The sequence below is a fragment of the Pseudogemmobacter humi genome, assembly GCF_900609055.1.
Taxonomy (GTDB): domain Bacteria; phylum Pseudomonadota; class Alphaproteobacteria; order Rhodobacterales; family Rhodobacteraceae; genus Pseudogemmobacter; species Pseudogemmobacter humi.
In genome coordinates, this window is record NZ_UXAW01000142.1 from 32711 (window position 1) to 55854 (window position 23144).

Annotated in this window: 25 protein-coding genes; 19 read left to right on the top strand and 6 right to left on the bottom strand. The window is 63.5% G+C overall.

Annotated features, from left to right (window positions below):
• Nucleotides 1–157: 157 nt before the first annotated feature.
• Nucleotides 158–1330, top strand: a complete 1173-nt coding sequence (gene repC / locus XINFAN_RS21445; RefSeq protein ID WP_124088875.1) for a replication initiation protein RepC — start codon at nucleotides 158–160, stop codon at nucleotides 1328–1330.
• 364 nt (nucleotides 1331–1694) lie between these two features.
• Here the strand turns inward: repC and XINFAN_RS21450 are convergent, their stop codons facing one another.
• On the bottom strand, nucleotides 1695–2624 hold the full coding sequence (locus XINFAN_RS21450; protein WP_124088876.1) for a hydrogen peroxide-inducible genes activator: 930 nt from the start codon (nucleotides 2622–2624) through the stop codon (nucleotides 1695–1697).
• Between the two features lie 219 nt (nucleotides 2625–2843).
• On the opposite strand from XINFAN_RS21450, the gene XINFAN_RS21455 reads away from it, so the two are divergent.
• From XINFAN_RS21455 to XINFAN_RS21500, 10 genes are read left to right on the top strand one after another with little or no spacing between them, the layout of a single operon-like run.
• Entirely contained in the window at nucleotides 2844–3548 is a 705-nt protein-coding gene (locus tag XINFAN_RS21455) for a universal stress protein (protein ID WP_160144705.1), read from the top strand.
• A 7-nt stretch (nucleotides 3549–3555) separates the two neighbouring features.
• Nucleotides 3556–5811, top strand: a complete 2256-nt coding sequence (gene mbhE, locus XINFAN_RS21460) for a hydrogen gas-evolving membrane-bound hydrogenase subunit E (protein WP_124088878.1) — start codon at nucleotides 3556–3558, stop codon at nucleotides 5809–5811.
• Nucleotides 5808–6209 (top strand): MnhB domain-containing protein, encoded by a 402-nt coding sequence (locus tag XINFAN_RS21465; protein WP_124088879.1) that lies wholly within the window; start codon nucleotides 5808–5810, stop codon nucleotides 6207–6209. Before mbhE ends, XINFAN_RS21465 begins: the two co-directional genes overlap by 4 nt.
• Nucleotides 6209–6571, top strand: coding sequence for a Na+/H+ antiporter subunit C (locus XINFAN_RS21470; protein WP_124088880.1), 363 nt, complete (start codon nucleotides 6209–6211; stop codon nucleotides 6569–6571). The genes XINFAN_RS21465 and XINFAN_RS21470 overlap by 1 nt, the downstream gene beginning before the upstream one ends.
• Complete coding sequence (locus XINFAN_RS21475; RefSeq protein ID WP_124088881.1) at nucleotides 6568–8070, top strand: Na+/H+ antiporter subunit D; 1503 nt, start codon at nucleotides 6568–6570, stop codon at nucleotides 8068–8070. Before XINFAN_RS21470 ends, XINFAN_RS21475 begins: the two co-directional genes overlap by 4 nt.
• On the top strand, nucleotides 8067–8549 hold the full coding sequence (locus XINFAN_RS21480) for a Na+/H+ antiporter subunit E (RefSeq protein ID WP_124088882.1): 483 nt from the start codon (nucleotides 8067–8069) through the stop codon (nucleotides 8547–8549). The genes XINFAN_RS21475 and XINFAN_RS21480 overlap by 4 nt, the downstream gene beginning before the upstream one ends.
• Nucleotides 8549–8845 carry an MrpF/PhaF family protein gene (locus XINFAN_RS21485; protein ID WP_124088883.1) on the top strand — a complete coding sequence of 99 codons (297 nt, stop codon included), beginning with the start codon at nucleotides 8549–8551 and terminating at the stop codon, nucleotides 8843–8845. Before XINFAN_RS21480 ends, XINFAN_RS21485 begins: the two co-directional genes overlap by 1 nt.
• Nucleotides 8838–9128, top strand: a complete 291-nt coding sequence (mnhG, locus tag XINFAN_RS21490) for a monovalent cation/H(+) antiporter subunit G (protein ID WP_124088884.1) — start codon at nucleotides 8838–8840, stop codon at nucleotides 9126–9128. The genes XINFAN_RS21485 and mnhG overlap by 8 nt, the downstream gene beginning before the upstream one ends.
• A 47-nt stretch (nucleotides 9129–9175) precedes the next feature.
• Complete coding sequence (gene trkA, locus XINFAN_RS21495) at nucleotides 9176–10537, top strand: Trk system potassium transporter TrkA (protein ID WP_124088885.1); 1362 nt, start codon at nucleotides 9176–9178, stop codon at nucleotides 10535–10537.
• Between the two features lie 19 nt (nucleotides 10538–10556).
• A complete protein-coding gene (locus XINFAN_RS21500) occupies nucleotides 10557–12059 on the top strand; it encodes a TrkH family potassium uptake protein (protein WP_199286508.1) in 1503 nt (500 codons plus the stop codon).
• An 84-nt stretch (nucleotides 12060–12143) separates the two neighbouring features.
• Here XINFAN_RS21500 and XINFAN_RS21505 read toward each other — a convergent pair whose 3' ends face one another.
• Nucleotides 12144–12536, bottom strand: coding sequence for a DUF6768 family protein (locus tag XINFAN_RS21505; protein WP_124088886.1), 393 nt, complete (start codon nucleotides 12534–12536; stop codon nucleotides 12144–12146).
• Nucleotides 12533–13207 carry an RNA polymerase sigma factor gene (locus XINFAN_RS21510; protein ID WP_233352473.1) on the bottom strand — a complete coding sequence of 225 codons (675 nt, stop codon included), beginning with the start codon at nucleotides 13205–13207 and terminating at the stop codon, nucleotides 12533–12535. The genes XINFAN_RS21505 and XINFAN_RS21510 overlap by 4 nt, the downstream gene beginning before the upstream one ends.
• Nucleotides 13208–13939: 732 nt before the next feature.
• Between XINFAN_RS21510 and XINFAN_RS21515 the strand changes: the two genes are divergently transcribed.
• Nucleotides 13940–14326, top strand: coding sequence for a DUF3768 domain-containing protein (locus XINFAN_RS21515; protein ID WP_233352475.1), 387 nt, complete (start codon nucleotides 13940–13942; stop codon nucleotides 14324–14326).
• A 90-nt stretch (nucleotides 14327–14416) separates the two neighbouring features.
• Entirely contained in the window at nucleotides 14417–15868 is a 1452-nt protein-coding gene (locus XINFAN_RS21520) for a DUF4942 domain-containing protein (protein ID WP_124088887.1), read from the top strand.
• A 351-nt stretch (nucleotides 15869–16219) separates the two neighbouring features.
• Here the strand turns inward: XINFAN_RS21520 and XINFAN_RS21525 are convergent, their stop codons facing one another.
• Both XINFAN_RS21525 and XINFAN_RS21530 read right to left on the bottom strand, forming a co-directional pair.
• Nucleotides 16220–16441 (bottom strand): hypothetical protein, encoded by a 222-nt coding sequence (locus XINFAN_RS21525; RefSeq protein ID WP_124088888.1) that lies wholly within the window; start codon nucleotides 16439–16441, stop codon nucleotides 16220–16222.
• Nucleotides 16442–16524: 83 nt separating this feature from the next.
• The gene (locus tag XINFAN_RS21530) at nucleotides 16525–16854 is read right to left on the bottom strand and encodes a single-stranded DNA-binding protein (RefSeq protein WP_124088889.1); all 330 of its coding nucleotides are present in this window, start codon (nucleotides 16852–16854) and stop codon (nucleotides 16525–16527) included.
• 760 nt (nucleotides 16855–17614) lie between these two features.
• On the opposite strand from XINFAN_RS21530, the gene XINFAN_RS21535 reads away from it, so the two are divergent.
• The 5 genes from XINFAN_RS21535 (at nucleotide 17615) to XINFAN_RS21555 (ending at nucleotide 20866) form a co-directional block, all read left to right on the top strand.
• Nucleotides 17615–19489, top strand: coding sequence for a ParB/RepB/Spo0J family partition protein (locus tag XINFAN_RS21535; RefSeq protein ID WP_124088890.1), 1875 nt, complete (start codon nucleotides 17615–17617; stop codon nucleotides 19487–19489).
• Between the two features lie 50 nt (nucleotides 19490–19539).
• Complete coding sequence (locus tag XINFAN_RS21540) at nucleotides 19540–19854, top strand: theronine dehydrogenase (protein ID WP_124088891.1); 315 nt, start codon at nucleotides 19540–19542, stop codon at nucleotides 19852–19854.
• A gap of 1 nt (nucleotide 19855) precedes the next feature.
• Nucleotides 19856–20092: a zinc finger domain-containing protein gene (locus XINFAN_RS21545; RefSeq protein ID WP_124088892.1), complete on the top strand. Its 237-nt coding sequence runs from the start codon at nucleotides 19856–19858 to the stop codon at nucleotides 20090–20092.
• A 115-nt stretch (nucleotides 20093–20207) separates the two neighbouring features.
• Nucleotides 20208–20453 carry a type II toxin-antitoxin system Phd/YefM family antitoxin gene (locus XINFAN_RS21550; protein WP_124088893.1) on the top strand — a complete coding sequence of 82 codons (246 nt, stop codon included), beginning with the start codon at nucleotides 20208–20210 and terminating at the stop codon, nucleotides 20451–20453.
• Complete coding sequence (locus tag XINFAN_RS21555; RefSeq protein ID WP_124088894.1) at nucleotides 20450–20866, top strand: hypothetical protein; 417 nt, start codon at nucleotides 20450–20452, stop codon at nucleotides 20864–20866. The genes XINFAN_RS21550 and XINFAN_RS21555 overlap by 4 nt, the downstream gene beginning before the upstream one ends.
• A gap of 272 nt (nucleotides 20867–21138) precedes the next feature.
• Here XINFAN_RS21555 and XINFAN_RS21560 read toward each other — a convergent pair whose 3' ends face one another.
• Nucleotides 21139–21762 carry a hypothetical protein gene (locus XINFAN_RS21560; RefSeq protein ID WP_124088895.1) on the bottom strand — a complete coding sequence of 208 codons (624 nt, stop codon included), beginning with the start codon at nucleotides 21760–21762 and terminating at the stop codon, nucleotides 21139–21141.
• Nucleotides 21763–22416: 654 nt separating this feature from the next.
• Here XINFAN_RS21560 and XINFAN_RS21565 point away from each other — a divergent pair.
• Nucleotides 22417–22617 carry a hypothetical protein gene (locus XINFAN_RS21565; protein WP_124088896.1) on the top strand — a complete coding sequence of 67 codons (201 nt, stop codon included), beginning with the start codon at nucleotides 22417–22419 and terminating at the stop codon, nucleotides 22615–22617.
• The last annotated feature ends 527 nt before the right edge of the window (nucleotides 22618–23144 follow it).

Consider the following 23144-nt stretch of genomic DNA (forward strand, 5'->3'; position numbering starts at 1 on the left):
GTTTTAGGGCCTAGGGACGGCAATCCCGAGAAGCACTGACGATCTAGTGCCGGTTCTAACACCCTCTCCCGAATCAGAGCAAGTAAAAAACGCACCTGTGCGAACGGAAAAATCTTGCCGGTTGTCAGCCACTTCGACAACGAAGTGAGGAACAGGCATGAGCATTGCAGCAGCGCGCCAGCGCGTAGAGAACACATATCCAACCCTTCCGGGCCGCTTCCAAAGGTCTGATGTGGAACGGGTTCTGACCTCCATCTGCCCCAGACTGGGCTTGTCCAGCGGCCAGCTTCGGGCCTTGCTGATCATGATGCAGGCCACCAGGCCCTCGGATTGGACCAGCCCCGGCGTCGATGCGATCTGCTACCTGCGGCAGATGCAGGTCGCCGAACGGTTGGGGATCACCCCAAGGGCCGTTCGGAAGCACGAGATCAGCCTTGAGCGGAAGCGCCTGATCGACCGCAACCTCGCGGCCGACGGCAGCCGCGGTCGGTTTGCAGACGGTGAGCTGATCCAGGGCATCAGTTTCGCGCCGCTCATCGAGCGGTTTCCCGAGTTTCTTGATCTCCTTGAAGATCAGGAGGCGGAGCTGCGGACTTGCCTCGTTCTGCGGCGGAAGCTTTCGGCGGCGAAGCGGCAGCTCACCCGGGCGGTTTCAAGCCTCGTGGAGGCGGCCCCCGAGCATCCGGCCATCGTGGATCTGCTGATCGTTCTGCAGGGAGCGCCGCGTCGCTACGAAGGGCTATCCTCGGCGGCTTTGCAGGCCGCATTCGAGCTTGTGGATAACGCGGCCCGAGATGCCCTCTATCATCTGAATTTTGATGATGATTCTACCGGCGATGCGGAACCTGAGTTCCGGCCTCATATACAAGATACAACGGATGAAAACCTTGAATCTTGTAGCGGCTCCGAGCATTGCTTAGAATACAAGGATCGCAGGTTCGAGCGTGGTTTCAAGCCCGGATACCTCGAAACCTTCACCCCCAAGCAGCTCTACTCGATGGCCGGCGAGGACTTCCGCATGTATCTCGACGGCAACCGGCGTGATCATCACCCGCTCACGGAACACGATTTCATCCAGGCCGCTTCCGATCTTCTCCGCGATCTCGGTATTCACCCGACTGCTTGGGCGGAAGCGGTCGATGTGATGGGCGAGCTGGCGGCAGCCCTGTGTGTTCTTGTGATCGACGCCAACCGGAACCGCCCGGAGAAGCCGGTTCGGCAGCCCGGCGCAATGCTGCGGGCCATGACGCGGCTGGCCGATACCGGGCGGTTGAACCTGCATGGTTCGCTCATCGGCCTGAAGCAGAGGATGTGGTTACAAGATGAGTGACGAAGAGACCGGTCAAAACCGCATATGAACACCCGCGGACAGCGAGCCGGGCGATGGCCGGCTGTTATCTACTCGCTGGGGGGGTTCATCGGTGCAGTTCGACCCTGGGGCCTTCTACCCCGCCCAAGCAGCCGTGGCGAGGAAACCTTGCGCTCGCTCTATCTGCCCCGGGGATGAAGGTTCTGGAAGCCTGGGGCCTTGCCGAGCAGGACGGGCTGAACCTGATCAGATCCCTGATCGGTCTGAAGCAGCGCGCGATGGCCAATTCTGGGGAGCGATGAAATCTAAGCGGTTGTGCGCCGGATTCGGTTTCGGAGCAACGGTGCTGAAGGACGGCTTGCGGGAATCATCTGCCCTGGCCACGCTAAGATTCGGTATCTGGAACAGAAACTTGAGGCGCGCGGCTGCGGAGGATTTCCATCATGGTCCCGGCTATCTTTTCAAAGCTCTCTCTGCGAAGGCTGCCCTCCCTGAAGATCAGGCCGATCGTCCGGTCGGGTGCAGTTCCGGCCAGCGGTCGAGCAACTACCAGCTTCTCCCGTTCGACTTCGGATCGGACGTAGAGGGCGGGTAACAAGGAAATCCCCATGCCCATGGCAACCATCTGGCGCAATGTGTCGAGGCTCGTCCCTTCGTAATCATAGGAGAGCGATGCGCCGACATCCTCGCAAAGCTGGCTGACCTGTTCCGACAGCTTGTGTCCTCTCTCCATCGTCAGGATCGTTTCGCCCTTGAGGTCAGCTCTGTTGATCTCCTGCTGCGAGGCAAGGGGATGGTCGTACGGTAGCACGACCAGAAACGGCTCCGTAAAGAGCTGGACCCACAGAAAATCCCTGCGAAGCACCGGGACAGGGCAGATCAGAATGTCATGGCGCCCATCATCTAGGTGATTCATGAGCACATCGGGCAATTCTTCCCGGATGTAGAACCGCAGTTCGGGATAGCGGGCCCTGAACTCGGGCACCACCAATGGCAGAAGGTAGGCGCCGAGCGTGTGGACCACTCCGACCCGTATCGTGCCGCCCAGCCCTGAACCCTGTGTTCTGGCCAGCGCGTAAATATCCTCGATCTCGCTCAGGATGACCCGCGCCTTCTTGGAAACTTCTTCGCCCAGATGTGTCATCACGACACGGGCGCGATTGCGCTCGACCAGCTTCGCGCCGACGCGGCGTTCCAAGTCCTTGAACTGCATACTCAGGGTGGGCTGCGTCACGTTGGTTATCGCCGCTGCCCGGCTGAAGCTCAACGTATCCGCGAGGGCCACAAGGTAGCGGAGTTGCTGGATCGAAGGCATGGCTTCCCTCTCTTATAGATCGCCTCTATGATGAGTCCACAATTTTCCGATTTTATCAACAGGTCCTTTTCTGGCATGATGATGGCCTAGACCAGCATCGCGGGTTCGGGAGGGGAGATTCTGAAACCTTTACTTCTGAATATGTCGGCCAGCATGGCGCCGCCCGGCGGACTACTTGCGGCAGGGCTAGCTGACGAGCACCAAGCCGGGATCGAGACCATGAAGCTCGACCCTGCCCGTCCCTTGCCGTTCGAGGAAATCCTGGAGCGGGTATCCGCCCTGAAGCCCGACATAACCATCATCGACTGGCCCAAGGCGGATGGCATCCTTGCGCGCCGGAAGCGAAATCACGCGATCTCCCTGCTTTCAAAGCGTATCGATTGCCCCCTTGCCGTCGTCCACGAAAAGTCCGGGTCCGAGTTCGGCGCGGTGCTGGCTGCCCTCGACCCGGACCCGACGGATGAAATCGCTCTGCACTTGTCCCGCGAGGTCTTGCGGTTCTCGGCGGCGCTGGCCGCGACGCTTGGCCTGCCGCTCGATCTGGTGAACGTTTGGCGGCTTCCCGAGGAACATATTCTGCGCTCCCCCCGCGTGAACGAACATCAGGAAGTGGTCAACCGCATGGTTGAATTGGAGCGCCAAAGAAGCCTCTCACGTTTGAACGATTTCATCGACGCGCATCTGCCGCCCGGCGGCTATCGCAACCTGATCCACAGGAAAGGTGGAACCACCCATCAGCTCTGCGACGTCACCCTTTCCAAGCAGGACAGCATCCTGGTGCTGGGATCGCGGGGACGGGAGGGCCTTGCCGGGTTCATTCTCGGGGATCGTGCAGAGAGGGTCATCGACAGCGCAAATAGTGCGGTCGTGGTGGTGAAATCGCCGACCGGGCCCGGGACGGTCAACGAACAAAGGGCGGCCTGATCCCTCCATGACGGCCCCCACCATGTCGAAAGACGCCGGCGAACGGCCCGGCTTTGCTTCGTTGATTCCGGCACTCCTTGCCGCAGCTCTGTTCGCTGCGTTGTCCTGCGCTGTTCCGCCGGTACTAGGCGGCACTCCCCTTCGCTGGAGTTACGATTGGATACCCTCCCTCGGTATCGGGCTGGTCTTCGCGATCGACGGGCTGAGCCTGATCTTCTCGCTTCTGATCAGCGGCATAGGGGCGCTGGTGATGCTCTACGCCCGCAGCTACATGGCCGGGCATCCGCATTTCGCGCGCTTCTTCTGGTTCCTGACAGCCTTCATGCTGTCGATGCTGGGACTGGTGCTGGCGGCGGATCTGATCGCGATCTTTGTGTTCTGGGAGCTGACCAGCATCACTTCCTATCTTCTGATCGGCTTCGGCCACGACAAGGCCGAAGCGCGCCGCTCGGCCCTGCAGGCCATGCTGGTCACGGCGGCGGGCGGGCTGGCGCTGCTGGCGGGGTTCGTCCTGATGGGAACCGCCTCGGGCAGCTATGACCTGACGCAGATTCTGGCGGGCGAGGGGCTACAGGGCCATGCGCTCTACATGCCGATCCTCGTGCTGGTGCTGCTCGGCGCCTTCACCAAATCGGCGCAGTTCCCGTTCCATTTCTGGCTTCCCAACGCGATGTCGGCGCCGACGCCGGTTTCCGCCTATCTGCATTCCGCGACCATGGTGAAGGCCGGGGTCTATCTGCTGGCCCGGCTGCATCCCGCTCTGGGCGACACCGCCGCCTGGACAGGCACCCTGACCGCGGCCGGGTTGGTGACGGCGGTGATTGCCTCGATCTTCGCCCTGCGGCAGACCGACCTGAAACAGGCGCTGGCCTATACCACGTTGATGGCGCTCGGCACGATCACGCTGTTTCTGGCGGGCAGCTCGCCCTATGCGCTGACGGCTGCGATCAGCTTCCTGATCGTCCATTCGCTTTACAAGGCCGCGCTGTTCCTGGTGGTCGGCGCCATCGACCACGGCACCGGCACCCGCGATGTAGCCCTGCTGGGCGGCCTGCGCCGGGTGATGCCGGTGACGGCGCTGGCGGCGGCGCTGGCCGGGGCCTCGATGGCGGGCCTGCCGCCGATGATCGGCTGGATTGGGAAGGAATTGCTCTATGCCGGTTCCGCGACGCTGGCGCCATCGGTGCTGGTGATGGTGGGCGTGCTGGCAGCCAATGCGCTGATGTTCGCAGTGGCGGGCATGGTCGCGCTGCGTCCCTTCTGGGGACCGGAGGGCAAGCCGCCGCACGAGCCGCACGAGGCGGGATGGCAGATGCTGGCCGGGCCGCTGGTTCTGGGGCTGCTTGGGCTGATCTTCGGCCTCGGGGCGGGACTGGTGCAGCCATTTGTCGATGCGGCCGTGACCGGCAGCCTGGGCCAGCCGCGCGCGGCTGGCCTGCATCTTTGGGCTGGGATCAACCTGCCGTTCTTCCTCAGCCTGGCCACATTCGCACTCGGCACCCTGATCTATCTTGCGCGCGAGAGGTTGCGCGGCGGGATTTCCGCCACGCTTGACCGCTTGCCCGGCTTCGATCCGGGCTGGGACAAGCTGCTGGACGGCTTTCGCGCCTTTGCTGGCTGGCAGGCGCGGATCATCCAGACCGGGCGGCTCACGCAATACCTGGCGGCCACCTTCGTCGTGCTGGCGCTGACGCTCGGCGGCACGCTGATCGTGACCCGGCCTGTGCTGGTGCCGGATACCTCCGCGCCGCTGCTGGTCTGGGTGATCGCGGGCTTCACCGTCGCAGGGGCGGCGCTGGCGCTGAACCCCCATTCCCGCATCGCCAATATCGGCGGCATAGGCACCGTGGGCATCGGGGTCGCGCTGATCTTCATCATCTTCGGGGCGCCCGATGTCGCGACGACACAGTTGATGGTGGAAACCCTGTCGGCGGTTCTGTTCGGCATCGCCATGCTGCGCCTGCCGGGGATCATCGAGCGCCGGACCGGGGCGCAACAGATGCGCCATGCGGTCATCGCCGGTGCGGTCGGCCTGTGCATGACCCTGACGGTTTTGGCCATCGTCTCGCATCCGCTGGATCGTCATATCACCGCCTATTTCGAGGAAAGCTCCTATGCCTTGGCGCATGGGCTCAACATCGTGAACGTGATCCTGGTGGACTTCCGGGCCTTCGACACCTTCGGCGAACTGACCGTGGTGTTTCTCGCCTCGATCGGGGCCTACGCCGTGCTCAAGCGCCGCGCAGGGAGGGCTCGCAAATGAAATCCCTGATCCTGACCACCGGCGCGCGGCTGCTGATCGCGCTGTTCCTGGTCTTTTCGCTCTACGTCCTGCTGCGCGGACACAACGCGCCCGGCGGCGGCTTTATTGGCGGGCTGATCGCGGCCTGCGGCTTCGCCATTCACGCTTTCGCCAGCGGCGTGGCCGAGGCGCGGCGCGCGCTGCATGTCGATCCGCGCACCATCGGCACGCTCGGACTTGCCTGCGCCCTGATCGCCGGGCTGATGGCGCTGCCGCTCGGCGCCGAACCTTTCGCCGGGATCTGGGGAGAGATCGCCGACTACAAAATATCCAGCGTCCTGCTCTTCGACATCGGCGTCTACCTGGCGGTGGTGGGTGGCATCCTGACCCTGATCTTCGCGCTTGAGGAGACGCTTTGATGGAAACCGTCGTTGCGCTTCTGTCGGGCCTGCTGACCGCCGCCGCGGTCTGGCTGATGCTGTCGGGCAATCTCCTGCGCTTTCTGTTCGGCCTGCTTCTGCTGTCGAACGCGGTGAACCTCGCGATCTTCGCCGCCGGGCGGCTGACCGAGGGCGCACCGCCCTTGCTGGGGGCGGATGGTGCGCTTCCGGGACATGAAATGGCCAACTCCCTGCCGCAGGCGCTGCTGCTGACAGCCATCGTCATAGGCTTCGGTCTGTTTGCCTTTGCCCTTGGGCTGACGATCCGCGCCTATCGGAGCTTCGGCCATCTGGAAATCGACCGGATGCGCCTGGCTGAGCCCGAAGAGGGCGAGAAATGAGCTGGACGCTTGCCCTGCCGATCCTCGTCCCGTTCGTGACGGCGGCGCTGGCCTTCCTCTTGCGCAACCGGCGCGGGTCGGGCTGGATTTCGGTCGCCGGCGCGGTCGTGTCACTGGTGCTGGCGATCCGGCTTCTTCTGGCTGTCCTGGAGCACGGGGTCGTTGCCACGCAGATGAGCGCATGGGCCGCGCCTTTCGGCATCACGCTCGTCGCCGACTATTTGGGCGCGGCGATGGTGCTGATCACCGCGATCATCGGCCTGGCCGTCGCGGTCTGGGCCATGGCCGAGGTGGGGCAGACCTCCGCTCGCCTCGGCTGGCACGGACTGTTCCAGACGCTGATCGGCGGGGTGACCGGGGCCTTCCTGACCGGAGACCTCTTCAACCTCTATGTCTGGTTCGAGGTGTTGCTGATTTCGTCTTTCGTCCTGCTGGTGATTGGCGGGCGGAAGAAGGCCATCGACGGCGCGGTGAAATACGTCACGCTGAACCTGATCTCGACGGTGCTGTTTCTATGTGCGGCAGGGCTGACCTATGGCGCGACCGGCACACTGAACATGGCCGATCTGCGCGCCGCGGTTTCGGCGCATCCCGATCAGGGCCTGATGACCGTGATCGCCATGATGTTCATGATCGGCTTCGGCCTGAAGGCCGCGGTCTTTCCACTGTTCTTCTGGCTGCCCGCCTCCTACCACACACCGCATTACGCGGTCTCTGCGGTGTTCGCCGGGCTGCTGACAAAGGTGGGCGTCTATGCGCTGATCCGGGTGTTCACCCTGATCTTCGTCGGCGACCAGGGCTATACGCATGAAATCCTGCTCTGGGTCGCCTGCCTGACCATGCTGACCGGGGTTCTGGGTGCGGCGGCGCAGTCGGATTTCCGCAAGATCCTGTCGTTCCACATCATCAGCCAGATCGGCTACATGGTTCTGGGCCTGGCGCTGATGACGCCGCTCGCGGTGATGGGGGGCGTCTTCTACCTGCTGCACCATATTATCGTGAAGGCGAACCTGTTTCTGATCGCGGGTGTCTCGCGCCGGCTGACCGGCAGTTCGGACCTCTACGTCATCGGTGGGCTCTACCGTTCCGCGCCGCTTCTGGCGGCGCTGTTCCTGATCCCGGCCTTCTCGCTGGCGGGCTTCCCGCCCCTGTCGGGCTTCTGGGCGAAGTATGTGCTGGTCAAGGCATCGCTCGATCTGGGGCAAGGGCTGGTGGCTTTCGTCGCGCTGCTGACCGGCCTGCTGACGATCTACTCAATGACGAAGATCTGGGCCGAGGCGTTCTGGAAGGCCCACCCCGATCAGCGCCAGCCCGCGCTGTCGGCCATTCCCACACGCGCGCGCTGGCTCCTGCTGTCTCCGATCATCGCCCTGGCGGCGATGACGGTGCTGATCGGTCTCATCCCCGAACCCTTCGTCACCTTCGCCACCACCGGGGCGGAACAGCTCCTGGACCCCTCGGCCTATATCGCCACCGTGCTAGGGGGGGACGCTCCATGACCTACCTCGCCATGAACGTCCTGCTGGCCGTGGTCTGGGGCGCACTCTGGGGCAGCTTGGCGCCTATCGACCTGGCGGGCGGATTTCTGTTTGGCTTCGCATCCCTCTGGTTCGGGCGGCTGCTCGTCGGTCGCGATGAAGATGCGCGATACTTCCGTGCCTTGCCGCAGGCCGCGGTGCTGCTGGTCTATTTCATCAAGGAGTTGGTCAAGTCCTGCCTGATGGTGGCCCGCGACTGCATCGCGCGGGAACCCGGGCTGCATCCGGCCATCGTGAGGATGCCCATCGGCCCGAAGAGCGATCTGGAGATATTCATCCTCGCCAACCTGATCACCCTGACGCCCGGGACTCTTACGCTGGACGTGGCCGAGGACAGGAGCTTCCTGGTCATCCATTCGATCTACGCCGAAGATGCCGCGGCGCTGGTGGCCGATCTGAAATCCGGCATGGAACATCGTGTCAGGGAGGTATTCCGCTGATGACTACGACAGATTTTCTTGGCTATTGCCTGAACATCGGCCTTGCCCTGATCGCGTTTGCGATCGTGGTAGGGTTCATCCGGCTCTGGTGGGGGCCTACCCTCTCCGACCGGGTGGTGGCGCTCGACATGATGACTTCGGCGATCATCGGCTTCTGTGGCCTGTTCGCGGTCCGGGCGCAGGTCGAAGGCTATCTGGACATCGCGGTTGCGCTGGCGCTGGTCAGTTTCGTCTCGGTCGTGTCCCTGGCGCGCTACGCCGAACGTCTTGCCCGCAGGAGCGACAACGATGATTGAAGTGATCACCGGCTTTCTTGCCCTGTTTGCGGGTGGTTTCGCACTGGTCGCGGCCGTGGGCGTGCTGCGCTTTCCCGATGCCCTGACCAGGATGCACGCATCATCGAAGGTTGCCTCGTTCGCCGGTGCGCTTGCGCTGCTGGCGGCGGCGGTGGACATCGGCACGGTCAGCGCGGTGACGCGCGCGATCTTTGCCATTTTCTTCATCATGCTTACCGCCCCGATCGGCGCTCATCTTCTCGGGCGCGCTGCCGCATGGCGCCGCAAGCTGGGTAAGGAGTGACGCTGCGCGCAGGTGTGGCGTCCTGTAACCGACCGGAGGGAGCTTTCATGCGGATCGTGATCTGTGGTGCCGGTCAAGTCGGCACCACCATTGCTCGCCATCTGGCCACGCGGGGCGACAATGTGACCGTCATCGACGAGAACGCGGATCGCGCCCGGCGGATTGGCGAAAGCTACGACGTTCGCGCGATCCTGGGCCACGCTTCGCATCCCGAGGTTCTGCGTCGCGCAGGCGCACAGGACGCCGACATGCTGATCGCCGTCACCCGTTCCGACGATGTGAACATGGTGGCCTGTCAGGTGGCCTATTCGTTGTTCTCGGTGAAGCGGCGGGTTGCGCGGTTGCGCCATGCCGGGTTTTTGGAACGCGATGGTTCGGGACTGTTTGCTGCCGAGCATATGCCGATCGACGTGCTGATCTCGCCCGAGATTGAGATCGCGGAAAGCATCGCACGCCGTCTGCGAACACCGGGCGCATTCGAAGTGGCGCCCTTTGCGGAGGGCAAGGTGGCGCTGCTGGGCATCCATGTCGAGGATTCCCGTGCTCCGCTGGCGGGTGAGCGGCTGTCCGAGGTGCAATCCCGCCCCGAGGCGGTGGCGATGATTCCGGTTGCTGTCCGGCGCAAGGGACGGATCTTCGAGCCTGGCGCCGACTACCGATTTGAGGTCGGAGACGACCTTTACGTCCTGGCCGAGGCCGAGCGGCTGGCAGAGGTGCAGCAAGCCTTCGGCCACCGCGAGCGCCGGGCTCGGCAGATCGTCATCGCAGGGGCAGGAAACATCGGCGTGCATCTGGTGCATCGGGTCCGCAGCACTCTGCCCGGATGCGACATAAAACTGATCGAGATTGACCGCGCCCGCGCCGAGAAGGTTGCGGGAGAGCTTGGCGATATCGCTCTGGTCCTGAACGGCGATGCACTGGAACAGGAATTGCTGGAGGAAGGACAGCTCGGGCTGGCCGATACGATGGTGACGGTCACCAATGACGACGAGACCAATATCTTCTCTGCTGTGCTGGCCAAGCAGGCTGGCTGCAAGCGGGCCATCGCCCTGATCGAGAAAGGCTCCTATCAGCGCCTGATCCCGACTCTTGGTATTGATTCTGTCCTGGACCCGAGTTCGGCCACCATCGCCACCGTGCTGCGGCACATGCGGGGCGGGGCTATTGTCGGCGCCCATGACATCGGCGAGGGCTTTGGCGAGGTGGTCGAGGTCGGCGTGTCGGCAGGAAGCACGATCGAGGGCCGATCCGGTGACGACCTTCATGGCGAGGGCGTCCGGCTTCTCGCGCTCATCCGGGGAAGGAAGATGTTCGCCGAGTTGGCCGGGCAGAGTCTGCGGGCCGGGGACAGGGTGCTGTTCCTTGTCGCGAAGGGTCATTGGCCCGCGGCGGAAAAGCTCTTCGGATGATGGCGGGGCGAAAATAGCCGTGAAACAGGTCAGACCTCGCAAGACGGCCAGCCGCATCCTGTCACGGCAAGGGCTCCGCCCGGTCCTTTTTCTGCAAGGCACGATGCTGCTTGCTTCGGCGCTGATGATGCTGCCGCCGATGTTGGTTGACCTCTGGTATCGCAATGCGGACTGGCTGGCCTTCGCACTCGCAGGGGCAATCTCGCTTCTGGGTGGCGGGTTGCTGGTCTGGCGTAATGCCGGAGGGCTGCGGCACGGGCTAACGCTGAGGCAGGCATTTTTGCTGACGCCCACCAGTTGGATCGCGGTTGCGGGTGTCGGTGCGCTGCCGTTCTGGCTGGCGGAATATGGTTCGGTCAGCGGGAATCTGGCGAATGCGGTGTTCGAATCTGTTTCGGGCATCACCGCAACCGGGGCCACGGTGATGTCCGGCCTCGACCACGCGCCCCCGGGGATGCTGCTGTGGCGTGCTATCCTGCAATGGATGGGCGGAATCGGGATCATTGCCTCTGCCATCGCCATCCTGCCTGCGCTCGGGATCGGGGGGATGCAGCTTTTCCGCACGGAATCCTCTGATCGGTCGGAAAAGGCTCTGCCGCGCGTGCGGCAGGTCGTTCTCGTGATTGGCCTGACCTATTTGGGGCTTACCATTCTTGCCGCATTGAGCTTCTGGCTTCTGGGAATGCAGCCTTTCGATGCGGCGGCTCATGCGATGACCACGGTATCGACGGGCGGGTTCTCCACGTCCGACAGATCCTTCGGCGCCTGGGAAGCCAATGGCATCCAATGGGTCGCAACGGCTTTCATGCTCGCGGGTGCCGTGCCCTTCGTCCTTTATGTGCGGATGCTTGCCGGGGACGCGAAAGCCCTGTGGGACAGCCAGGTGCGCACCATGCTGACGATGCTCAGCGTCGTCGCCATCGCGTTGGGAGCCTGGCTTTTCCTTTCCGGGCAATACGGGCTCGAACACGCCTTTCGCCATGCCGCCTTCAACGTGGTCTCGGTCGTGACGACCACCGGATTCGCCAGCCAGGACTATTCCCTGTGGGGGAACGGCGTTGTCGGGCTGTTCTTCATCCTGACCTTCGTGGGCGGATGCACCGGCTCGACTTCGGGCGGGATCAAGATCTTCCGCTTCGAAATCCTGGCAATCATGCTACGGGGCCATTTCCGACGGCTTCTCAACCCCAACGGCGTGTTCCCCAGGACTTACGCCGGGCGTCAGGTCGAGGACGGGGTGATCAACTCGGTCGTCGCATTTATGGCAGTGTTCTTCATATGTTACGGCGTGTTGACGATCTGCCTGATGGCTTTTGGTCTGGATTTCATGACCAGCGCCAGCGGCGCGGCGACGGCGCTGGCGAATGTCGGTCCGGGCCTCGGTGTCGAGATCGGCCCGGTCGGCAATTTCGAGGCGATCCCCGCAGGGGCGAAGTGGCTGCTTTCAGCTGCCATGCTTCTGGGTAGGCTTGAGCTGTTCACAATCCTAATCCTGTTTTTGCCGCGCTTCTGGCGCGAATAGCGTGGAGCTTCGCAAGGCAAGTTGATACCGGCCGCGTTCGACCGGGCAGGCGTGGTTCGCGCCTGCCCGGTCGTCATTCTGTCCTCAAACTGTGGTCCGCCCGCTATCCGTCTGACCAGCGTTCCGCGCGAGTTGGAGCTGGATCAGCTTCAGTTCACGCAGCAGCCGGTTGGCCTGGAAGGAAGGCCAGACCATCATCTTCAGCATGAGGCCCATCAGAAGCAGCACGGTGGCCGGCAACCCCCATCTCAACTGGCTTACAGGGTCGCCGGCCGCGAAGAACATCCATGCCGTCCATATGCCGGTGAGAAAGAACACCGTCTGCACCACCATGAGCACGGCGTTCACCCATCCGGTGCTGCCACCGAAAATCCCCGACATCTGGTTGAAGAAGCCGGGTTCCTCGCCGATCCGCCGCAGCAGTTCGCGCTCTTCTTCCCCGATGGCTTCGTCGATCATCTTGTCCAGCTCTTTCATTGTCGATCCTCTTCAAGCGTTGCGCGCAGTTTTTGCCGGGCGTGCATCAGGCGCGTCTTCACGGTGCCCGCCGGAACGTCGAGTGCCACCGCCACCTCCGCAATGCTCAGATCCTCCAAGTGAAAGAGCGCCACCGCAGCGCGCTGACCGGGGGGCAGTTCGCGGACCGCCGCCCGCAGCCTGTCGATGTCCGTGCGGGGCGACAGGTCGTCTGCTTGCACCTCGGGCTCGGCCAGTATCGCCTTTTCCAGCCTCCGCTGCCGTTGTGTGTGGCCGATCTGCTTGGCGCACCTGCGCGAGACGATCCGGTAGGCCCATGCCGGAAAGGCCCGCTCATCCTTGAGCCGGGCGATGCCCCGGACTATCTCCGCCCAGGCTTCCTGCACCGCGTCCCTTGCGTCCTCATCGTCCGCGAGCAGTCGTCGGGCATGGGCAAGAAGCCTGCCATTCCACCGCCCGACCAGCAGATCAAACGCCCTTCGATCACCTAACCGCACCGCTGCGACCAGATAGCCGTCAAGAATCCGCTCTCTTTCCCTTGTCTGATCCAAGGCATCGCCATTCGATGTTCCGTATAAAGGTGGCCCTGCGAGGACGAACGGTTCAATGGCCTGCATGAAAATTGCGCCGAGGTCGCCGGAACGACCTACGGTTTCCGCCCCGGTTTTCACTTTCCAGCATGTTTTCTGGCCTGTCCTCCGCTGTTGCGGAGGTTCAGGCCCTAGGCTCCGGCCTGCGCAGCGGCCTACGCCCCGAGCCCTTCCGCCCCGTTCTCCCTGCCGCCGGCGGGCGGCCGCCACGGTCTCCTCCGAACCCGCGCCAGCCGCCCGCCGGCGGCGTGGTCGCCCGGAACCGCCGCTCTCGACCCATGCGGGTGATGGTCCCTCAGGCAGGGGTGTCACCTCCCCTGCCCTGCGGATTTCCACCCCGGCCCGACTAGGCCGGGGCTTGCAGGCGGCGAGCCGGACAGCGCCCCATAGTGCAACGGGAGGCGAGCCGCCTGTGGTAATCATGACGATGCGGTGATCCGCGCGGGCGCGCGGATCGCGGGGGCGAATGTCGTGGCCGGGGATCGACCGGGCAGGCCCGGCTCACCCCGCCCCCGCCTCCTGTTCTGTTCTCATGTTGTCGTCCGCCCGGCATCCCCGACCGGGCCGGTCAATGGGCAAGCGCCGCGTGGCCGCGTCGTCCGGTCCCGGGGCCGTGTCCTCGCCTGCGGCTGTGGGCCGCTCCACCCCCGGTCCCGGACCCTTGACAGTCCCGGGCGGGGCCGCGGTCGGGCTGCGCCCTCCCCGCTCTGCCTTCCGAAAAGCATGGCGCTTTTCAGAAGGCAGAACTGGGAAGCGCCGCCCATCGGCGGAAGGGGCGACAGACCCCCCGCCCCCACCAAAAGGAGGCCACAAATGGCTGTCGTTTCCGACCCCATGACCGAGGAACAGCGCGCCGTCCAAGCCGCGATCATTGCCCGGCAGAATGACCTTTTCCGCACCGCGTTCCCGTTGGGAGGGTTCGCCGAAGTCCCGGGCCGGGTCGTTTGCACCCCCGGCGTCGTGGAAAAAGGCCCGATGTTCCTGACCTTGTTGCAACTGACCGTGGCGGCGTTCGATACCTTCACCGAAGAGAACGACCCTTGGGGGGACCATTCCTTCGGCGTGGTCGAGGTCTCCGGCATCCGCGTTTTGTGGAAAATCGACCTTTACGACCAGAGCTATGAGTTCGGCGCCGAGGAACCGGCGAACCCGGAACGCACCCGCCGCGTCCTGACGATGCTTCTGCCGTCCGAATACTGACCAGCCCAGCCCCCGCGCACCGACGCGGGGGACTCTCCCCGCATGTTCGCGCTTGAGCATAGCCAGCGCCCCGCAGACAGGAATCCGCATATGTCGATTGTCGAGAAATTCACCGCCGAGGATGGCAGCACCGCCAACGGCCTGATCTCCCTTAACTTCCTTGAGAAGATCGAGGAAGCCCGCACCGCCGCCCTGAAAACCTACGAAGCGGGTGCGGCCCAACTGGTTGCCGGTTTCGCCACGATACAGGAGGCCCGGAAGCTGGCCGGGATCGCGCATGGCGGGCATGGCTTCTACCGCGACAGCACGAAGGAAAGCGCCCATCTCGACCGGCTCGGTGGCAGGGACTTCGACGCCGAGGTCAGCCTTGCCGCCGTGCGCCGCACCCTTGACGCCGCGATCTGGACCCGCCTGCTGGAACAGACTGGCCTGCGCAACATGATGGACAAGCAGGAGCGCGATGAGTTTGACCGCGCCCTGCGCGGGGACGATGTGCCGGAGGCCACCCTTGAAACCATCACCGCCACCTTCCAGCGGCTTTGCGGGGAGGCGGAATTGATCTTTCAGCGCGGCCTCGCCCGTGCCTTTTCCTCGCTGGACCGCCGTTTCAAGAGCCATGACGGGTTCAAGATCGGGGCGCGCGTGATCATCGACCGGCTAATGAGCGTCGAGAGCGGGCACTGGCACTATGGCGGCTCCATGGAGGGAACTTTCATCGACCTGGAGCGGATCTTCGCCATTCTGGACGGGCGCCAGCCCGCCCCCGGCACCTTGCGCCGTGCCATCGAGGCCGACCGGCCCGGTTGGGGACCGAAGCAATCCGAGACTGCCACCCGCTACTTCAAGGTGCGTGTGTTCAAGAACGGCAACGCGCATCTGTGGTTCGAGCGGCCCGATCTGGTTGCCAAGGTCAATGCGACGCTGGCTGAATACTACGGCGAAGCCCTGCCCGATGCTGCGCCTGTCGATGCCAGCCCGGATATTTTCAGGAACCGCACCAACCTGCCCGCCAAGGATTTAGCTTTCTATGCCACACCGGGGACCGTGGCGGAGGAAGCCCTGCGCGATCTCTATCTGAGCCCGGGCAACAAGGTTCTGGAACCCTCGGCAGGGATCGGAGGGCTGGTCGCCCCTTTGGTTGAAAAGGGCTGCATGGTCGATGCCATCGAAATCCACCCCGAACGCGCTGCCACGCTGGCGGGCCGAAACCTGCCGGGCGTCACCGTGCGCTGCACGAACTTCCTCGGCCTGACGCCCCGCGAGGACTATGACCTGGTGGTGATGAACCCGCCTTTCGCCGGGACGCATTGGATGGATCACGTTATGCAGGGATGGGCCTTCCTGAAACCGGGCGGGCAACTGGTGGCAATCCTGCCCGCCTCGGCCGAGGTCAACGAAACCCCGAAGCACGAGCGGTTCCGGGCATGGGCCGGGAAGGTCGGCCGCGACCGTTGGGGGCGCATGTTCCGCGACTTGCCGCCCGAAAGCTTCCGCGAGGTCGGGGTGAACATCAACACTGTCGTTCTGACCATGAGGAAGTGAAGATCTCCCCCTCGCGCATCCGATGGAGAACCCCGCCTGGTGCGGGGTTTTCTTGTTTTTCGGTTCAACCCGTCCAAGGGTGTCCGGGACCGCAGGGGCCGGCGGCCCCGTCAATCCCGGACCGGCGCTATGCGCGCCGCAGGCCCTTCGGGCTGGATGGGGGAGGGACTCAGGTGTCTACCCCTGCCTGTCGCGCTCATGAAGGTTGCCGCCAGCAGACTGGTATGAGAATCGGCAACTGCCAACTGCCAAAAGGCAACTGCCAAATGGCAACATACAATTATCAACTGGCCTGATAGCGCATATGCTGCCGGAGCATATCCGACGGTAAGTTAGGCCGCAGGGCGAAGTTTACTCATCCTCAGATGAATCGCGGTTGGCCGCCAAAGGTAAACTGGGCGGGTCCATGTCGCTCCAGAACAGGAGATCGCTGCCGTCCGCTTCTTCCCAGAGATTCAGACGGGTGAACCGCTTTCCCCCTACCTCGTATTCAACGCCATCTCCAATGAGTCTATATTCGGTGAGCCCATCCGAGGTAATAACAGGGGAAAAGATTCGGAACGATTCGCTCATACAGACTTCCTGCACTTGGGAGCAAGCCGACGCCGGTCCTTTAAAAAAGGGCTCGCTATAAGATACGGGTTAGGAAGGTGGGATCAGGCTGCCGCGTTCGCCTTCTTTGCCAACAAGTCGAACTCATCAGCGGCCAGCGTTACAGTATAGATGGTTTGCCCATCTTTGTCATAGTTTGTCTGGCGCATGGTTCCCATGGCGATAACAAGATCACCCGCCGAAATGTTTTTCTTGATCCAATCGTATCGGGATGTTTTGAAAATCGTTACCTCGTTCCAATAGGGTTTGGAGACGAAGCGGCCTTCCTCATCCTTCTTCCCATATTCGGCGGAGATCGTGATGCGCAATGTCTGTCCAACCATATGGACTTTTCCGACATGGCCGATGATCTGGAACTCGCTGAAAGTCCTCATGAGACCTACCCCCTAACGACAAACACGTTGATGAACGGTAGCGAGCGGGAATCCGCACTGCAACCTGCGGTGTTCAGCTTTCTCTACGTTTTTCGTAGAACGCGAGTGTGTTAGCGTTCACCTGCGACGATTTGTCCGACAGGGGTGGCCGGCATCGGAGTGGGGGTTGGCCTGCTATAGTGTTGGTCGGGCAAAGTCTATCAAGACGAGCTGATCCGGGAGCTCCCTCTCCCAAGCTTCGTTCGCTTTGATCGGAAGTGTTGCGAGGCAAATCCCGCACTACGCGCGGGACCGGGCTCCAGGCTACGGCCGGACACTCCGGCCCGCGCCCCGAACCCCTGCCCCCCGTTCTCCCTGCCGGCGCAGGACGGTCGCCGCGGTCTCATCCGAGCCCCCGCCATCCGTGGCGGCATGGTCGCCCGGAGTGCCGGGTTTCGGCCCAGACGGGTGATGATCCCTTTTGCGGATGCGGCGATCCGCGCGGGGGCGCGCGGATCGGGACGGGTTCGGCAGGGCCGAACGCCATCCCTTGGGGGAAATGCCGTGTCGGGGGATCGACCGGGCCTTGCCCGGCTCACCCCCGCCCCGACGATTTTTCGGTTTCTTTCGAGGTCCGCCCAACATCCCCGGTCGGGCCGGTCAATGGGCAAGCGCCGCGTGGCCGCGTCGTCGGGCCCCCCGGGCCGGGGCACCCCCACGGCGGGGGGGCGCGCCCCCCCCCCGGGCCGGCCCCCCGCCCCCACCTTGAAAGGACACGGCTATGAACGCCATCATCAAGACCCTTGCGCCCGCCACCGAGATTTTCCCGCTGGCCGACCTCTACCTTTCGACCCTGAATCCCCGGCAGGAGCATGACTCCGAAGGCATCGCACTCATGGCCGACAGCCTTGTCGCCTGCGGCCTGATGCAGAACCTTGGCGGTCTGCGCGATGAGGATGGCCGGATTGGCATCGTCTATGGCGGTCGCCGTCTGGCCGCGCTGCGCCTTGCCGTGGAACGCCGCCCGGACCTCGCCTTTGTCCCGGTGCGGATCGCCCCCGATGCCGAAACCGCTCTGGCATGGGCTACGGCGGAGAACACGGCCCGCGAGGCCCTGCATCCTGCCGACGAAATCCGCGCCTATGGCCGGATGGCCGAAACCGGGGCTGGTATTTCGGCCATCGCCGCCGCCTTCGCCGTCACCGAGGCGCATGTCCGCCGCAGGCTGAAATTGGCGACCTTGCCCGGGCCGGTTCTGGACGCGCTGCGCGCCGGGGAAATCAGCTATGGCCACGCCACGCTGTTCACCCTCTGCAACGACGAGGTCCGCGCCCTTTCCGTGCTGGATGAACTCCGGGGGCGGCAAATGTCGGAACACGGCCTGCGGCAGTTGCTGCAATCGGGCAGCATCCGCCCGACCGACCGCCGGGTGCGCTTCGTCACGCTGGAAGCCTATGAGGCCGCAGGCGGGGCCGTGACCCGCGATCTGTTCTCGCAGGATGTGTTCGTTGAGGATGCCGGTCTGCTGGACGATCTGTTCGCCGCCAAACTGGCCGAAGCCGCCGAGGCTGCGCAGGCCGAGGGGTGGAAATGGGCGGAAACCTACACCGAAGGGTCCATCGGCTACTACCAGTTGGAGGAAAGCGACTTCGCCCGGCTCTATCCCGAGGAAGGCGAACTCACCGAGGACGAGACCAACGAGTATGACGAACTGGCCCAACTCGCGGAGGCCGAAGCACTGGACGAGGCCGAGACGGAGCGGCTGGCCGAACTGCAAGACATGCTCGACGGCGGTTATACGGAAGGGCAACGGGCGCTGTCCGGGGTGATGGTCTATGTCAACGGCCAAGGGGTGCTGTCCCGCGCCGAAGGTCTGGTGCTGCCCGAGGACAAGCCCGCCGCCATCGAAGCCGGGTTCCTGCGCGCCTCGGTTCACGCGACCCGCGACACGGGCGATGATGAAGAAGTGTCCGACGCGCCGAAGTCGCCCTATTCCGGGGCACTGGTGCAGGACATGAAGGCGGTTCGCCTCGCGGCGGTCCAGACGGCCCTGCTGGCGAAGCCGGAACTGGTGCTCGATCTTCTTGCCTTCGGTCTGTCCATGGCCTCGGGTGTCTCGACCACCGTGTTCGACCTCACGCCGGGCAGGCCCACCAATCGACCCACCAAGACCGAGGGGCTGGTAGAGAACGACCGCCTGAACCATCCCCCGGCTGCGCATGAGGCGTGGAGCCGTCCCGAACTCAAGGTGGACGATCTGGCCGAGGCGTTCCGCAGCTTCTCCACCAAGGGCAAGAAAACCCGCAACGCAGCCATCACGGAGGGGATCGCGCGCACTCTGCCCTATGGCGCGGGAGGCGGGGAGTTCTTCGCGCTGATCGAGGCCGACAGCGGGGCCAGCATCCGCAAGGTCTGGACGCCGACCGCCGAGAATTTCTTCAACCGGGTTTCCGGGGGGTATCTGGACGATCTGTTCTCGGACCTGCTGGACCTCTCGGGCACCGACCTGCGCCTGAAAGGCTTCCGGGCCAAGAAGAAGGCCGACAAGGCCGCGTCGATGGAGCGCCTGTTCTCGGATGCCGAATATCAGGCGGTGCAAGGCGTCACGGCGGATCAGAAGGCCCGGATCGACGCATGGGTTCCCGATTGCCTCTGAAACCGGACGGGGCGGCGTCAGCCGCCCCGCCACCACCGAAGGCCATGCCGATGTATCGCTTCACCCTTGCATGGGGAAATCCCCATATCCCTTGCCCCGGCGACCGCGTTCTTGTCAGCATCGACACTCCCGGCTCGGGTATCCCCGCCGGGATCATGGCACTCTGGAAACCCGGCACAGGTTACGCCGTGTTCTGCCAGCCGCTCCTGCCGGAACGGAAAAGCCGACGCTGGAGCCTTGAGGCCAAGGCACGGGTGCGCCGCGCCAACCTGCGCCGGAGGCTGGACCGCAAGATGCCGCTCTTCGCGGCTTCTCTCTATGAGGCCGAGATTGCCGCCCGGCCCGCCTATTTCGATGGTCAATGACATGCCAGACTTCACCGCCCACGCTCACCCCGTCCTTGCCGTGCGCTGCCCGGAATGCGGCAAGGCCCCGGGCATCTGGTGCCGCCGCCCATCCGGCCACCGCGCCAGCGAACTCCATGCCGGACGGAAGGCCGAGGCCGACCGTATCTTCATCGACCAGCACGGCGAGACGGCCAGCATCGAGCGGCTGCCCGCCGGGGGCTGGATCATCGACCCGCGCGGCCGCAGCCGCGACTGAACCCCGAATCCTCATGGTGGGGATCAACTGCCGTCCCCTCGGGGGCGGCTTTTTTCTGGAAAGCACTTGCCTGTTTGGTCTCAAATGCCTATTTTAGACCAAAGGAGGACTTGCAATGCGTTCCTTTCCATCGTCCGAACTCAAGCGCACCCTCGGCGACGTGCTCGACGCGGCCAGCCAGGAGCCGGTTGCGATCACCAAGCACAAGACCCCGCGCTATGTGCTGATGAGCATCCACGCCTACGAGAGCCGCTTTCCGAAAGACGAGCGCCAGACCATCGCGGTCGAGGACATGCCGGACGAGCATCTGGCGAAGCTGGAAACTGCTCTGTCTGGTCTCGATGAGGAAGGCAAGGCATGAGCCGCCCCGAACAAGGGGATGTGTGGTCCTACAACTACCTCTGGCGCTGGCAGCACGAACGCGGTGAAACCGAGGGGCGCAAGACGCGCCCCACCGCCTTCGTCGCCACCGTGGCCGCAGCCGATGGCCGCACCGACCTGTTCATTCTGGCGATCACCAAGACCGAACCGGGACGGGATCGCCTCGCCGTCGAAATCCCCCAGATGGAGCGGGTCCGGGCTGGTCTCGCCGCCGATCTGCGGCTCTGGATCATGCTCGACGAGTATAATCACGACTATCTGGAATCCTCGTTCTATCTTGAGCCGAATGGCCGCATCGGCAAGTTCAGTTCCGCTTTCCACAAGCAAGTCCTGTCCCGTTTCGTGGAGGCGGCGAAGGACAGGCGCGTCAGCAAGGTCACGCGCACAGATTGATCGGGATCAGGGCCTTGGAGTGATAGCAGCCCCGTCAGGGGGGCTATTCTGCGGGGGGCAGGTCGATCCGTTGTTCCTGTAGTCCGGCCCGGCGCAGCTCCCCGGAGCCGCGCCGGGCCGGACATGCGCTACCCGCGCAGGGTGCCATGCAGGGCGCATGGCGGGCAGAGCCTGCTGGCGACATTCAGACCAGTCGCAACGGCGATAACTGTTCGCGAGTATGTCCTTTCAATAGGAGAGAGAAAGCCCGCTGAACGCGGGCCTTCATCTGTTCAGGCATCCTCATACCAATCGTCGTTCAGCTCGCCACCAATCATGAAATCTTCCTCGCCAAAGCAGGTATGCCCAGCCACGCGATCGAGTTTTATGGTTGCGGTCATGTCGATTGTATCACCCGCGAACACGCGGTCTGGATCGTTGCTGCCATAGTATTGACCGGCGGCTTCGATGATCATGCCATCATTGGTGCGCGTGACCTCCACCTCTTCAAAATAGGCTTCATCGAAGTAGGCGTTTGTTTCTGCCATGACGCCCGATAGCTGGTTCATGATCTCGTAGTCCTTCTCCACGAGATAGACCTCTGTGACATAGTTTTCGACGGTTTCGTATAGCCAAACTGTGCCGCCGAACCATCCGTTGTCCACAAGGAATCTGGTCAACATGTCAGCGATTTCAAACGCCGAAGGTATGGCTGCCGGCAGGCCGATCAACTTCGCTAGCCTCGTTTTGATTCCCTCAACATCAGGCACCATTGTTTGCGCCTTTGCGATGTCGTCGATTGGGTAGGCCGCGTCCGACTTGAGGGCGATGTTACTCTTGTAACCGAAGAAGGCGGCTACGATTTCATGGGCATGTGCAACACGAAGGCCAGGGGTGTTGGCGCGCAGAAACGCCACACTATGGTGTCTTACACTCATCGGAATAACTCCAGAATCCTTGCGGGTCTGAGCGGGGCAACAAGCGTTTAATGCCACCATGCCCGCAATTCATCGGAAGTTGCTTCTGTGGTAGCTGGGTCTTCTACCGGCCTTTAGGTCGCATGTAGCCAAGGCGGTCGGCAGCCTCGGATATTTTACTTTCCAGATGGCGAGATTTCAAGGGTGCAGGAGGCTCCCACCGAGGTAGCTGCCCAAGCCGGAACCTCTGGAACCCGATCCTCATGCCCCTCATGGGGGCGGTCAATACGCCCCCAACCGCTCCTTCCTCTGGCTGTCTTGTCAGCCGTGCCCGGGCTCGAACAGCACCGGCCCGCCATCGGTAAGCCTGCCAGATCTTCATGGCGCAAGCCTTCGCCGGGAAACCTCCCACACGCAGTTGCAGTCATGCCGTTTCGTCCGGTGATCGAAGTGCCGCCAGGTCTTGCGCGGTTCCCCTCTCGTTTCCTTGAAGATGCAATCTGGCCCGCCCCGCATCCCGACCAGCCCGGCGACCGGGCTTTCAACAACGATTTTCCCCGACCTGCGGCCTTCCTCGCGGGCCAAAATCGCTGTTGATCGGGCTGCCTGGGGGGCGGGCCTTTCCGTTTGCATCGGAAACAAAGGAGAACCGCCATGAGCAAGACCTACACCGTCACCGCCCCCGTCGAAGTCAACGGCAAGACCTACTTCAACCGCGTCGGGGTGGCCTTCCTTCAGCGCGAAGGCTCCAAGAGCTTCATGAAGATCAGGCTCTCGGCCGTCCCGATCAGCGGCGAGCTGGTGCTGTTCGAGCCCAGGGAGCACGACGACACCGACAACCCCATCGAGGAATGAGCGGTGAAGGGGGCGGCTTCGGCCGCCCCCGGCGCTTTTCAGCGCCCGAGGGCATGAGGATCGGGCGGTGCTTCGCGGTTTTCGGCTCTCGTCAGGTGCAGGGTTGGGGGTCGATACGCCAGCTATTCGGCAAATCCCGCGCGGATTGCGCGTGACCGGGCTCCAGGCTTCGGCCGCCCTTGGGCGTCCGCGCGCCCCGAGCCTCTGATCCCTTCCCTCCCTGCCGCCGGAAAGCGCTGGCCCCTGTCTCGTATCGAGCCAGCGCCCGGCGTGGCGGCATGGTCGGTCCAGTCCCGCCGTCTCGGCCCATCCGGGTGACGATCCCTTTTGCGACCTCCCCGCGCGCCTCGCGCGGGTAGAGCTGCCCCCTGTAGAACTGCCCTCCTGCCCATCCATCTTCGGAGAGAAGATCGGATGTGATCCGCGCCGGGGGCGCGGATCGCGGTCGAACCGCAGCCGTGCCGGAGGATCGACCGGGCCCTGCCCGGCTCACCCCCTGCCCGACGCCTTTCCTGTTTGGTGGATTT